Genomic DNA, 13,193 nt, shown 5'->3' on the forward strand with positions numbered 1-13,193 from the left:
AGGAAACCATCATGAGTGACACCAAATACGTTCCCGATTTCCGCCTCGACATGCTGGGCGAGCCCTGCCCATACCCCGCCGTTGCCACGCTGGAGGCCATGCCCAGCCTGCAGCCGGGCCAGATTCTGGAAGTGGTCTCGGACTGCCCGCAGTCCATCAACAATATTCCGCTGGATGCCAGGAATCACGGCTATGAGGTGCTGGAGATTCAGCAGGACGGGCCGACGATTCGATACTTGATCAGGAAGTAGCTCCCCCTGAGGCGCTTGCTTGCTGTCTCTTTGTCGGGTTGTGCCAGTTCTGGGCGTTGCGCTATTTGCTAAGGAATTTTTAATGTCCCAAAAAATCGTCATCATCGTTCACGCCGCGCCCTATGGCAGCGAGCGCTGCCTATCGGCGCTGCGCGTGGCGACAGCCTTGCGCGGCCATGATGCCAGGCCTGAGGTGAAAGTCTTTTTGATGTCCGACGCCACCGTGGTCGGCCTGCCCAATCAGCACGATGGTGCGGGCAGCGGTCTGCAGGCCATGGTCGAGCATCTGGTTGCCGAGGGCGTGAGCGTCAGGCTGTGCCGCACCTGTGCACTGGCTCGAGGCCTGGCCGCGCTGACACTGATTGCCGGCGTGGAAATAGGCACTCTGCCTGAACTGGCAGACTGGACGCTGGCGGCCGACAAGGTCATCACCTTCTAAGAAGGACGTTCACAGCATCGTTCAATACCGCCCGCATGGTTGCGGTATTGAAGGCTGGGGGCAGCGGTCCGTCCTGGAGTGCGGCTCTGCACTTACCGAGCATCTTGGATGTCCATGCATTCAAAGCGTGGTTTCACCGGCATGGCCAATGAGCGCACCCGCCACAAGGCCTGGCTGCTGCCGGATGTGATTCTCAAGCTGGAGGGCAGGCAGGCTTGAATCCGCAGAGTCTCTGTGAATCTGGTTTTGCTATTAAAAATGTAGCTTTTTGCGATTGTCAATCATTGATTTCAATATGAAACCTCATTGAAAACATTGAATGGATTGCGCAAGCAGCTCACTTTTATGCGTGAGGCAGATTCACGGCCGACAGCAGCGGCATGCCGGTGCGGCGCGTGAACTCCTCGTAGCTGATGGGCGGTCCCATGCGGGTGTCGGCACTATTGGCCTGCCAGTACACCCAGCTCTTGCCGGTGCTGGCGTCATAGACCAGCTTGAAGAGGTAGTCGGGCACCGCCACCTTGCCCGCACCGATGGTCGAGGCATTTTTGCTGAACACCGGGCCGGTGAAGACATAGACGTCGCCCCGGGCACGCAGCGCGTATTTGCGCGTGGCCTGTTCCACCTGGCTCCAGGCTCCCGCGTTGTGCACCTGGTTTTGCGGAACCATATTGGCGAGGCTGAAACTCTGGGCCATGGCCTCGGGCGTGCTCATGTCGGCTGCCGGGGCCATATGGCCGCGCGAGAAGCCGGAGCGCTTGTAGTCATCAAGCTCGGAGCGCTCGGCGCGCGGCAGGCGGGCATCGGCATAGAACTTGTCGCTGCGCTGCAAGCCCTGGGCCTGCTGCAGCGCCTGGCGGTTCAGACGCTCGGCCACAAACACCGGGGTCTTGGTGCTGCCGTTGTGCAGCACGGCAAAACCCGAAAAGCACAGCTCGCGCTCATGGGAGTGCAGTTGCAGGGCCGGAGCCTTGCCGCCGGGAAAGAACTGGGGGCAGCTGGCAAAGTGCGTGGGCTGGGCCGTGGCCGTGACATCGGCCTTGTCCACCTTGCCGCCCACGCTGGGCGTGTGGGAGCTGGAGCCGGAACCGGAACCGGAACCGGAACCGGAACGCAGACCATCCAGATCCGGCCAGCCGTTCTTGCGAAAGGCCTGCAGGCTCTGGCCCAGCGCATCGAGTGCAGGAATATGCAGGGCCGCGAGCGCCTGACCCAGCAGTTTTTCGGCAGAGGCACCGGGATTGAAGCTGCAGCTGGCAATCTGGAAGCTGGCCAGCGCCGCTGCACCCGCAGACAGGGCAAAGCGCTTGATGCGGGAGAGACTGTAGCGAGCAGTCCTGGAAGCATTGCCGCGCTTGCGCGCAGGCGTTTTCTTTTTCTTGGCGGTCGTCATTGAGGCGGCAATGGTACGCCGCTTGAATGCTGCTTGAAGCATGGTGCGCCCCGCAGGCCGCACTTTGTGTGTCCGGCAATGAAACCGTATGTGAATCGCGTGCCTGCAGGCGCGCAACTCAAGGGCCGGGTGTTGGTTTCACGCCGTGATGTTGCCGGTACTGGCCTGGCGTCAGGCCCAGGTGCTTGCGAAACACATGGCCCAAATGCGACTGATGGTTGAAGCCGCATTCCAGCGCGATCTGCGTGAGGGGCAGATCGGCGCCTCGCATCATGGCGCGGGCCGCCTGCAGCCGGGTCTCCGTGATCCAGGCATGCGGCGTCATGCCCGTGAGCCGTGTGAACTCGCGCAGAAAGCGCAAGGGGCTGGTGTCCACCATGGCGGACAGATCGGCAATGCTCAGCGGTCGATCGAACTCGGCGGCAATGCGCTCCAGCACGCGTCCATAGCCGGCGCCGGGGCGCGCGTCGGCGCCGCAGGCGCTGCCCTCCTGGCAGGCCATGAACCGCAGCGCCGTCTGCTCGATGGCCAGGGCGTCCGGCCGAGGGCTGAGCAGCAGCAGGCGCAGATGCAGTGCCATCTGCAAGGCCGAGCGCTGGCCATGTTGCGAGATGCGCTGCGACGGCCTGGGCGCGTCAGCCTCATGGGCGGCATAGCGCAGCACCAGATATTCGCCGCCGGTGGCCGATTCGGAAAATACCTCCACTCCCGGCGGCGTATAGCTCAGAGTGCCGGGCCAGGTATCGAAGTCCTCGCGCCTGTCGGAGACAATGGCGTGCACGCCTTGCTGTCTTTGCAGCGCAATGCCCAGCGCATGCATACGCACCGGGTCGCGGCTGCTGTAGGCGGCGCGCCCGAGCAAATGGATCTGCACGGATGGCGTATCGGTTGCCGAAGGCTGAATCAGATGGGTCTTCATGGCGGGCTGAAATTTCATGATAGACGATGGTGGCCGGCCAGCCTCACACTGCTGCTCATGAATCAAGACCTGCAAACAAGCACCGGGCCGAATCACGTCATAGGCCTGATTGGCGGCATGAGCTGGGAGTCCAGCGCCGAGTACTACCGCCTGATCAACCAGGGTGTCCGGGAGCGTCTGGGTGCGTTGCGCTCGGCCAGGCTGCTGATGTACAGCGTGGACTTCGGCCCTGTCGAGCAAGCCCAGCATGAAGGCCGCTGGAACGACGCGGCGGTGCTGCTGGCCGATGCAGCTCGGCGTCTGCAAGCCGGAGGCGCAGACTGTGTGCTGCTTTGCACCAACACCATGCACAAGGTGGCGGATCAGGTGGCGGCAGCCGTGTCGATTCCGTTTTTGCACATAGCCGACCCGGTCGGGGCGGCCGCGCGCGCAGCCGGTGTGCAGGTGCTGGGGCTGCTGGGTACGCGCTTCACCATGGAGCAGCCGTTCATGCGCGAGAGGCTGGAGCAGCAGTTCGGCCTGAAGGTACTGGTGCCGGGCGAGGCCGAGCGCACGCAGGTGCACCGCATCATCTATGAGGAGCTTTGCGCGGGGCAGATCAGCGATGTGTCGCGCAAGCTCTATCAGCGTGCCATCGAATCATTGGCGGCCCGTGGGGCGCAGGCCGTGGTGCTGGGATGCACGGAAATCGGCTTGCTCATCAAGAGCGAAGACAGCGTGCTGCCGGTGCTGGACACCACGGCCTTGCATGCTGCAGCGGCCGTGGACTTTGCGCTGCAGGCCTGAGCTGACGGATATCAGTGCGCCGAGCCCGGCTGGAGGATCTCCGGAATGGCGCAATGCGTGCTGGCCTCGTTCATGGCGATGTCATGCTCGTGCTTGGCCACTTCCACCGACATGGCTTGCGGCAGCGGCACGGCGTTCTTCACGGCCAGAATCTCGGCCATCACGCTCACCGCGATCTCTGCCGGAGTCTTGCTGCCGATATAGAGGCCGATGGGGCCGCGCAGCCTGGCCAGCGAGGCTTCGGTCTCGGCGAAGTGCTCCATCATGCGCTCGCGCCTTGCGTGGTTGTTGCGGCGCGAGCCGATGGCGCCCACATAGAAGGCCGGGCTGTGCAGGGCTTCGAGCAAGGCCAGGTCGTCTAGCTTGGGGTCGTGGGTGAGGGCGACGATGCAGCTGCGCGCATCGGGCTTGAAGGCCGTGACGGCATCGTCGGGCATGTCGGTGACGGTGTTGACCTGGGGCACCGACCAGCTGCCCATGTATTCCTCGCGCGGGTCGCAGACGGTGACCGTGAAGCCGTTGAACAAGGCCATGGTGGCCAGGTATTCGGCCAGGGCCCCCGCACCGATCAGCAGCATGCGGTAGCCGGGGCCGAGGTGGTTGACGAGTTGCTGGCCGTCAAACTCCAGTGCGTCGGGGTGCTCGGCCGTCTGCAGGCGGACTTCACCGCTGCCGCAGTCGACACTGCGTTTCACCAGTGATCCAGCTTCCAGCTCGGCCACCAGTTGCTGCAGGTTGGCCGCATCGGGGTTGAATTCCAGCAGCAGCTCCAGCGTGCCGCCGCAGGGCAGGCCGAAGCGGTGGGCCTCGTCGGCGCTCACGCCGTAACGCACCAGCTGCGGCGGGCCGTCGGCAATGCCCAGGTTCTGGTTCAGGGCCTTGGTGTGGCGGGCGATCAGATCGTCTTCGATGCAGCCGCCCGATACCGAGCCAATGGCGCGTCCGTCCTCGCGCAAGGCCATCATGGAGCCCACTGGGCGTGGGGACGAGCCCCAGGTGCGCACCACGGTGGCCAGCAAGGCGTGCTGGCCGGCCGAGCGCCAGTCACGCAATGCCTTGAGTACCAAGACGTCGATATTGTCCATTGCTTGCTTTCTCTGTTTCTCTCGCTCGCTGCAATTTTGAAGCATCAGGCGGGCACCGGGTAGCGGCGCTACCCGTAAATGATCACCCGTAAAAAGGCCTTCCGAGGCCTGAAGGACAGGGAAGGCCGGCTTGTGCAGAGCTGTGCAGCGCTTTGGCAGCGCCTGCTGTCAATGCGCCTGGGTCTGCTTGCGCAACTGGCCTACCTTGGCGGCCAGGTCTTTCCACTCGTCCACGCCGTACTGGGCACGCATGGTGTTGAGCAGGGTGGCGATCTGTGCATCGCTGAGTGCATGGCGGAAGGCCGGCATGGTGCCCAGGTCTGCATGAGCCGGATGTTGCACGCCTTCGAGCACGGCCATGATGGCGTTGTCGGGCGATGCGGAATGCAGGCTGGTGCTCAGCGCCAGCTGGGGACGCACGCCGAAGCTGCTGCCCGAGGGATCTGCCTTGTGGCAGGCCATGCAGGCGCCCTGGTACAGACGATAGCCTTCGGCATCGAGCGCCAGCTTGGGCTTGGCGGTCTTCTCTTCAATGAGTGCCTTGGCATCGCCAGGGGCGGCGTCAGCCTTGCGGTAGCTCATCAGATAGGTGGCAATGGCGTCGAGGTCGGCATCGCTTTGCTGCGACAGGCCGTGGGCCACGGGAGCCATGGGGCCGGCTGCCACGCTGTGACGGGCCGAGAAGCCGGTCTTCATATAGTCGACCAGATCCTGCTTGGTCCAGGGCAGGGGCGAGGCCGTCTTGTCCGTCAGGGCGGGAGCATCCCAGCCTTCGGCGCTGCCGCCGGTGAGGTGGAACTCACCCGTTTTCTCGGCGGCCAGACCGTTGCGCGGTGTGTGGCAGGCGCTGCAGTGACCCAGGCCTTCGACCAGATAGGCACCGCGATTCCACTCGGGAGCCTGCTTTTCATCGTCCTTGACGACGCCGGGCTTGAGGTAGAGCCAGTTCCAGGCCGCAATGCCGCGGCGCACGTTGTAGGGGAAGTTCAGCGCCGTCTTGGGCGCCTCGTTCTCCACGGCAGGCTCGCTCATCAGAAAGGCGTACAAGGCCTTCATGTCCTCATCCGTCACGCGGCTGAAGGCCGTGTAGGGGAAGGCGGGGTAGAGGTACTGGCCTTCGCGGTCCACGCCGTGGCGCATGGCGCGCTCGAAGGCTTCATAGCTCCAGCTGCCGATGCCGGTCTGCAGATCGGGCGTGATGTTGCTGGTGTAGATGGTGCCGAAGGGGCTGGGCATGGCCAGACCGCCTGCGTTGGTCTTGCCGTTGGGCGCAGTGTGGCAGACGGCGCAGTCGCCCATGGCGGCCAGCAGCTTGCCCTTGGCAATCTGCTGGGGCGTGAAGTCGGCAGCGGCAATGGCTGACTGGGGCGCAATCTCGCCCTGATGGGTGAGTGCCAGGCCGGCGGCAGCCAGCACGACCACTACAGCCGCACTGCCCGCCAGAATCTTTTGGAACGTTCGCATATCTATGTTCTTTATCGGTGGAGTCACTTGGACGAGGCGGCGCCGCTCTTGGCAGCCTTGAGCGCGGCCAGCACGCGGCTGGGCGTGAACGGCACTTCCAGCAGGCGCACGCCGGTGGCGTCAAAGATGGCGTTGGCCACGGCGGCCGCGCTGGGCACGGAGGCCGATTCGCCGGCACCCATGGGTGCCTCGTTGGGACGCTCGACCAGCAGCGAGTCGATCTCGGGCAGCTCGTCAAAACGCAGGATGGGGTAGCCGCCCCATTCCACGGAGGTGACGCCGCTCTTGTCGAAGGTGACGAACTCCTTGAGCACGCGGCTGGTGGACTGCACCACGTTGCCGTGCACCTGATGACGCACGCCTGCGGGGTTGACCATGGCGCCGGTGTCCTGGGCGACAAAGACCTTGTCGACCTTGACTTCGCCGGTTTCGCGGTCCACGGTCACGTCGACCACCCAGGTCGCCCAGGCCGCACCGTAGCCGGGGAACTTGCTGTGGAAGTAGCGGGCATAGGCAAAGCCGCGACCCTTGACCAGGCGCTGATCGTCAGCAGCCGCATTGCGGCGCGCCGGGCCTTCCTGCCAGTTGCACTGCTTCTTGGCCTCGGCAATCAGCGCCACGGCGCGGGGGTCCTTGAGATAGCGCAGGCGGTACTCGATGGGGTCGGCCTTGGCCAGGTAGGCGCATTCGTCGATCCAGGACTCATGGGCGAACACATTGGGCAAGGCGGAGACGCCGCGCATCCACGAGGCGCGCACGATCGGCACGGCGTCCTGGGAGATCACGCGCATCTTGGGGTACTCGTACTGCGGAATGGCAGTGCGGTCGCCCATTTGCTGGGCATCGATCTTGGCGGACACCTTGCCCGTGAGGATCAGGGCCAGCGCCGAGGCGTTGTTCGAGGGGTAGCAGGTGCGCAGCTCGTAGGCGGCCACATTGTTTTGCTCATCCAGGCCGCCGCGCACGCGAATCAGCTGGCCCGTGCCCTTGGGCTCCCAGCCGGCTTCCTGCTCGCGCATCAGCTGCACGCGCACGGGCTTGCCCACGGCGGCCGACATCAGCACGGCGTCCGAGCAGACGTCGTCCGCGCAGTTGCGGCCGTAGCAGCCGGAGGCTTCGAGGCGGGTGACGTTGATGTTGTCGGCATTCACGTCCATGAGCTTGGCAATGTCCTTGCACACGTCGTGAGGGTTCTGCGAGCCGGTCCAGACCTGGATCTGGCCGTTGCCCACTTCGGCAATTGCACAGGACGGGCCGATGGAGCCATGAGCGTGATAGGGCCAGACATAGTCGCGGGTCAGCGCAGTCTTGACCTGCTCGATGGCCTGCAACGCGCCTTCGTCTTCCTGCAGCACGCGGTCGGTCTTGGCGTGGTCCACCAGGGTCTGGTGCAGGCCGCTCAGCGACATATCAGGCAGGCCGCTCCATTCCTTCCAGGTGACCTTGAGCTGGCGCATGGCAGCGATGGCCTGCTCTTCACGCTCGGCCACCACGCCCACGAAGTCGCCGTTGACGACGACCTTGACGATGCCAGGCAGATGGGCGATGGACTTCTCGTCCACCGACACCAGGCTGGAGCCCAGGGGGGCCGTGGCATCGGCGCCGGTGTAGGGAGGACGGATCACGCGGCCGTGCAGCATGCCGGGCACGCGCAGGTCGTGGATATAGGTCAGTGCGCCCAGCACCTTGTTGGGGATGTCCACGCGCTGCACCGATTTGCCGATGTACTCGAAGCCGGACTTGCGCAGCTCGATCTTGTCGTCGACCTCGATCTGCAGATCCTGGCCCTGGACCAGCTCGCCATAGCCGTAGCGCTTGCCGCCGGCGATGACAACGCCTTTCTGGGTGGTGATGCGGTCAGCGGGAACACCGGACTTTTCGCTCGCCAGCTTGATCAGCAGCTGGCGCACCTGCGCTGCGGCATGGCGCATGGGCAGGGACGATACCTGGATGGTGTTGCTGGCAATGGTGGGGCCCAGATCCGGGGTGCGGGCGGTGTGGCCCAGCACCATGGTCACGGCGGCAAAGTCCACATACAGCTCGTCGGCCACCAGCTGGCCCAGAGCCGTGCGCACCCCCGTGCCCAGGTCCACGTGGCCGTTGTAGGCCGTGACGGAGCCGTCGGCGCCAATCGCGATGAAGCTGTCCACCAGCTTGGCCGAGGGAATGGGAAAAGCGCCCTTGGCAGCCGCTTCGGGGGCGGTCTGGGCCATCAGCAGATGGCCGCCTGCCACGGAGCCGACCATCAGCATGCCGCCGGCCTTGAGCAACTGGCGACGGGTCAGTTGAGCGTGATTGTCTTTGGTGAAGAATTTCATGATCAGGCAGCCTTTGCGGTGGTGGATGCGCCGGCGGCGGGGAGGGCCGGGCTGTGGCCCTTGGCAATCAGCTCACGGGCGCGGGCGGCGGCCTGCATGATTTCCACATGGGTGCCGCAGCGGCACAGATGGCCGGACAGGGCGTGCCTGATTTCTTCGTCGCTGGCCTTGGGTTGCTGGTTGAACAGGGCGACCAGCGCCATGATCATTCCGTTGGTGCAATAGCCGCACTGCGCAGCCTGTGCATCGACAAAGGCTTGCTGCACCACGTGCAGGGTGTAGGTGCGTGCGGTGGCAGGCGCCTTTGTCTCGGCGGCGCTGACATCCAGCACGGCGCGGTCCTGCAGGGCCTGCGCGTTGGCGGCCTTGCTGGCGTCAGGCGACAGGCCTTCCAGTGTGGTGACCTTCTTGCCGTCGACCGCCTTCAGGGGCACGGAGCAGGAGCGCGCCACCTTGCCGTCGATCAGCACGGCGCAGGCACCGCATTCGCCCAGGCCGCAGCCGAACTTGGGGCCGTTGAGCTGCATGTCATTGCGCAGCACATACAAAAGAGGTGTGTCGGCAGTGGCGCTTTGCGCGTCCACTTCCTGGCCGTTCAGAGTGAATTTCATGACGTCAACAAATCGTAGGTTTCAAGGATTGAGTCTTATATATGTGTAGTCAATTATATGACTAGACAAAAATGAAAGAGATCTGCTTGATATAAAGCAGATTCGATTGCTCTGGTGTGCGCTAGCGAGGCAAGGCCGGGCCGGTGCTGAGGGACAGCCTCTGAGCCCGGATCTGCGACAGCAGGGCAGGACTGGCGTGGCTCCGGAGGCGGCCCAGGACGGCCTTGAAATCGGCAAGGCTGATGCGGCCTGATCCATTTCCGATGTCTTGGTGAGAGCAGGGACGCCATGGCTATATCGGGGGGGGATGGTCCTGCACCGACTGACATGGGGATTGAAGAGGCGAAGAAATGCGGCTTCAATGCACAGACGCCGAAAGCCGCCGGTGCACCGGTGCCTCGATAGAGAGGGGTCCGCGGTCTGCGGGTTTGCAGACATTCATCAGTTCCTGTTCAGGAGAGCCAAGATGGTCAGCAAAAACACGATTTGTCTCTGGTACGAAAGCGAGGCACTGGAAGCCGCCAGGTTCTACGCCCAGACTTTTCCCGATAGCTCCGTGGGCGCGGTTCACCACGCACCGGGCGACTACCCGTCCGGCAAGCAGGGCGATGTTCTGACGGTCGAATTCACGGTCATGGGCATCCCCTGCCTGGCCCTGAACGGCGGCCCTGTCTTCAAGCACAACGAGGCGTTTTCGTTTCAGGTCGCGACCGACGATCAGGAGGAAACGGACCGGCTGTGGAATGCCATCGTCGGCAATGGCGGCCAGGAGAGTCAGTGCGGCTGGTGCAAGGACCGCTGGGGGCTGTCCTGGCAGATCACGCCGCGTGTGCTGACCACAGCCATTGCCGACCCGGATCGCGTGGCGGCCAAACGGGCTTTTGAAGCCATGATGGAGATGAGGAAGATCGATATCGCCGTCATCGAGGCTGCCTGGCGCGGCTAGGCAAGGCTGCGAAAGGCTGGCGGGCGGCATTCATTGTCGCGGCACAGCTGTGACGGGCCCAGTCGGTCCGGCCCAAGGGCGCATCGGGGCGCCCGCATGCGCTGGCGCACTTTGCCAAGCTTTGAGCGTCCTGGGGCAAACGCTTTGCGGACAGCTCTCCTACAGTGAAATTGCTTTCAATTTCGACGATCCGGTACCTGCCGGCCGGTGTTGCCCATGTCTTCTGAATGCCTGGCGGCAGTGCACAGGATGGGCAAGCCGAGGCCGTGGCTGTGCGTCGAAGCCCGCATTCACTTGGAGACATGTCATGAACTTTCTCGACGGCCACCTGTTCCCCGAAAACCAGCAACCCTTGATCATTACTGCGGCGCCCTATGCTCCGGGCTGGCTGCCTTCGGACTTCCCCGAAGACATTCCCGTCAGCATGGAGGCGCAGATCCAGAAAGCCGTGGACTGCTATAACGCGGGCGCCACGGTGCTGCACCTGCATGTGCGCGAGCTGGACGGCAAGGGCAGCAAGCGCCTGTCCAAGTTCAACGAACTGATCGCCGGCGTGCGCAAGGCCGTGCCCGAGATGATCATCCAGGTCGGCGGCTCCATCAGCTTTGCTCCCGAAGACGAAGGTCAGGCGGCCAAATGGCTCTCCGACGACACCCGCCACATGCTGGCCGATCTGGACCCGGTGCCCGATCAGGTGACGGTGACGGTAAACACCTCGCAGATGAACGTGACCGATCAGGCCGAAGACGCGGACTTTGCCGGCACCTCGCGCGCCAATCCCACGCTGTTCAATGCCTACAAGGAAATGACCGTGCCCGCCCAGCCGGGCTGGGTGGAGGAGCATGTGCGCCGCCTGACCAAGGCCGGCATCCAGAGCGCCTTCCAGTGCTACAACCTGAACAGCTTCGAGTCGGTGGAGCGCCTGATGCGCCGTGGCTTCTACATGGGCCCGCTGGTCATGAACTGGGTGGCGATTGCCGGCGGCATGGATACGCCCAGTCTGTACAGTCTGGCCAACTTTGTGCGCGCCGTGCCCGATGGCGCCGTGCTGACCGTGGAAAGCAATGTGCGCAACGTGCTGCCCGTGAACATGTGGGGCATTGCCGCCGGTCTGCATGTGCGCTGCGGCACCGAAGACTGTCTGTGGAACCAGACGCGCACCGAGAAGGCCAGCACCGTCTCGCAGATCGAGCAACTGGTGCGCATCTCGCGCGAATTCGGTCGTCCTGTCGCCACCGCCAGGCAGGCGCGCGAGATCAGCAAGATCGGCGTGTTCTACGACAGCGTGGAGGAAAGCCTGGCCGCCAACGGCTTTGCGCCCAACCGGCCCGGTGCCAACCAGGGTTTCCTCAGGAAGACTTCCTGATCCTCCGGAGCCGGCTTTGCCGAATCTGAACCGACATGCGCAAGAGGCCTCCATCTGGAGGCCTTTTTCATATCCGGATGATGGCGGGCAGGTCCGCAAGAATGGCTGCGGCAAGGTCGGGGTCGGGCCTGATGCCGGTGCCCGAAAGCGCCTGGGCCGGGTCAGGTCCTGTCAACCGGAAAGGGGCACGGCATGCATGCCAGGCATCGCGGTGCGGCCGACGCAAGACAGAGCCGCTCAAGGTCTGGCGAGCCGCGCATTCATATTCTGGGAGATGAAGAAAAAATAATAGCTGCCTGCGCTTGTTTTCAAAGCGTTTCAGGCAGCTATGGCTTTGCTTTCAAGATTAAGCAAACGATGCCAGCTATTGTTTTTGTACAGCGCCGGTGTGATGCACTGTGTTCCGGCGCCGACATGCGGCGGCGCAGGTGGCTGGCAGTAGCGGGTCAGAAAAAGCGGGTCAGAAAAAACGGCTCGGATAGCTCGCTCAAAAAGGCTTGTCGCCGATGATGGCAGCGCGCTCCATCTTGCGCGCGGCGGGCCAGTAGTCTTGCACGGCGTAATGCTGGGTGCAGCGGTTGTCCCACATGGCGACGCTGCCGGGCTTCCAGCGAAAGCGCACCTGGTACTCAGGGATGGCCGCCTGGCTGATCAGGTAGTTCAGCAGCATGCTGGCACCGGGCGTCTTGTCCTGGCCATAGCGCACGTTCTCGGGCGTGTGGTAGTTGGCAAAGTGGGTGGTGAAGCTGCAGACGTAGAGAACCTTCTCGCCGGTTTCGGGGTGGGTGCGCACCACGGGATGCTCGACCGGGGGATGCTGGCGGCCCAGCTCCAGACGCTTTTCTTCGGGCATGACGGCACCGAAGCCATGCTCGATGCTGGACTTGGCCTTGAGGCCGGCTATCTTCTGCTTGATGTCTTCGGGCAGATTGCGGTAAGCCTCGGCCATATTGACCCAGATGGTGTCGCCACCGACGGCCGGGCCTTCGATGCAGCGCAGCACGCAGCCCATGGTCGGGTTCTCGCGCCACTGGCCGTCGCTGTGATAGGTGTTCTCGTAGTTTTCGCGCTTTTCGCTGCGGTAGATCTGCACCAGACCGGGGTGGTCGGGGTCGCTGCCGGCCACGGGGTGGTCCTCCAGATCGCCGAAGTGGCGGGCAAAGCCCACATGCTCGGCCCGCGTGATGTCCTGATCGCGGAAGAACAGCACCTTGTGCTGCAGCAGCAGGGCGCGAATTTCCTCGGCCAGGCCCTTGTCGCGGGACGCATCGCCGAGGTGGATGTCGGAAACCTCAGCGCCGATGCTGCAGGTCAGTTGTTCGACTTTCATGGTCTTCTCCTAAGTACCCGGCAAGGCCTTGATGCAGGGCGCCGCCGTCTGATGGAAAAATTCTCGGCGCAGCAACGGCCGCAGGGCTTGACCGATCGCGTCAGCTTGTTGCCCTCTTGGGTGGGTGCAAGGAAAACCCTAGGGGCGGGCCTGGGGTGTCATGAAGTGGGCGTATCTGCGCGCCGAACCGTCATATCTGTCGTGATCTACTGGTATCCATTGATTGACTGCTTGTCGTGATATTGATACACATCAACACCCGAAATGCAGGTTGCCCTTGAGGCC

At 63.6% G+C, this 13,193-nt stretch carries 12 protein-coding genes; 5 read left to right on the forward strand and 7 right to left on the reverse strand.

Annotated features, from left to right (window positions below):
• Positions 1-11: 11 nt before the first annotated feature.
• Both yedF and DFO48_RS21065 read left to right on the forward strand, forming a co-directional pair.
• Positions 12-251, forward strand: coding sequence for a sulfurtransferase-like selenium metabolism protein YedF (gene yedF / locus DFO48_RS21060; RefSeq protein ID WP_114864658.1), 240 nt, complete (start codon positions 12-14; stop codon positions 249-251).
• 82 nt (positions 252-333) lie between these two features.
• Entirely contained in the window at positions 334-690 is a 357-nt protein-coding gene (locus tag DFO48_RS21065) for a DsrE/DsrF/TusD sulfur relay family protein (protein WP_114864659.1), read from the forward strand.
• Between the two features lie 343 nt (positions 691-1,033).
• Here the strand turns inward: DFO48_RS21065 and DFO48_RS21070 are convergent, their stop codons facing one another.
• Together DFO48_RS21070 and DFO48_RS21075 are read right to left on the reverse strand one after the other, a co-directional pair.
• Entirely contained in the window at positions 1,034-2,083 is a 1,050-nt protein-coding gene (locus tag DFO48_RS21070; RefSeq protein WP_114864660.1) for a DNA/RNA non-specific endonuclease, read from the reverse strand.
• A gap of 118 nt (positions 2,084-2,201) precedes the next feature.
• Positions 2,202-3,002 carry an AraC family transcriptional regulator gene (locus tag DFO48_RS21075; protein WP_114864661.1) on the reverse strand — a complete coding sequence of 267 codons (801 nt, stop codon included), beginning with the start codon at positions 3,000-3,002 and terminating at the stop codon, positions 2,202-2,204.
• Positions 3,003-3,059: 57 nt separating this feature from the next.
• Here DFO48_RS21075 and DFO48_RS21080 point away from each other — a divergent pair, with 57 nt between their 5' ends.
• The gene (locus DFO48_RS21080; protein ID WP_114864662.1) at positions 3,060-3,788 is read left to right on the forward strand and encodes an aspartate/glutamate racemase family protein; all 729 of its coding nucleotides are present in this window, start codon (positions 3,060-3,062) and stop codon (positions 3,786-3,788) included.
• Between the two features lie 11 nt (positions 3,789-3,799).
• On the opposite strand, the gene DFO48_RS21085 is transcribed toward DFO48_RS21080, so the two are convergent.
• The 4 genes from DFO48_RS21085 to DFO48_RS21100 form a co-directional block, all read right to left on the reverse strand.
• Entirely contained in the window at positions 3,800-4,873 is a 1,074-nt protein-coding gene (locus tag DFO48_RS21085) for an XdhC family protein (protein WP_114864663.1), read from the reverse strand.
• A 168-nt stretch (positions 4,874-5,041) separates the two neighbouring features.
• Positions 5,042-6,337: a cytochrome c gene (locus DFO48_RS21090; protein ID WP_114864664.1), complete on the reverse strand. Its 1,296-nt coding sequence runs from the start codon at positions 6,335-6,337 to the stop codon at positions 5,042-5,044.
• Positions 6,338-6,360: 23 nt separating this feature from the next.
• Positions 6,361-8,655 (reverse strand): xanthine dehydrogenase family protein molybdopterin-binding subunit, encoded by a 2,295-nt coding sequence (locus DFO48_RS21095; RefSeq protein WP_114864665.1) that lies wholly within the window; start codon positions 8,653-8,655, stop codon positions 6,361-6,363.
• A gap of 2 nt (positions 8,656-8,657) precedes the next feature.
• Positions 8,658-9,266 (reverse strand): (2Fe-2S)-binding protein, encoded by a 609-nt coding sequence (locus DFO48_RS21100; RefSeq protein WP_003072903.1) that lies wholly within the window; start codon positions 9,264-9,266, stop codon positions 8,658-8,660.
• Positions 9,267-9,732: 466 nt separating this feature from the next.
• Here DFO48_RS21100 and DFO48_RS21105 point away from each other — a divergent pair, with 466 nt between their 5' ends.
• Complete coding sequence (locus tag DFO48_RS21105; RefSeq protein ID WP_114864666.1) at positions 9,733-10,212, forward strand: VOC family protein; 480 nt, start codon at positions 9,733-9,735, stop codon at positions 10,210-10,212.
• Positions 10,213-10,519: 307 nt separating this feature from the next.
• On the forward strand, positions 10,520-11,578 hold the full coding sequence (locus DFO48_RS21110) for a 3-keto-5-aminohexanoate cleavage protein (protein ID WP_003072908.1): 1,059 nt from the start codon (positions 10,520-10,522) through the stop codon (positions 11,576-11,578).
• Positions 11,579-12,065: 487 nt separating this feature from the next.
• On the opposite strand, the gene DFO48_RS21115 is transcribed toward DFO48_RS21110, so the two are convergent.
• Complete coding sequence (locus tag DFO48_RS21115; RefSeq protein WP_003072912.1) at positions 12,066-12,908, reverse strand: TauD/TfdA family dioxygenase; 843 nt, start codon at positions 12,906-12,908, stop codon at positions 12,066-12,068.
• Positions 12,909-13,193 lie beyond the last annotated feature (285 nt).

The organism is Comamonas sp. AG1104, assembly GCF_003350425.1.
Lineage (GTDB): Bacteria > Pseudomonadota > Gammaproteobacteria > Burkholderiales > Burkholderiaceae_C > Comamonas > Comamonas testosteroni.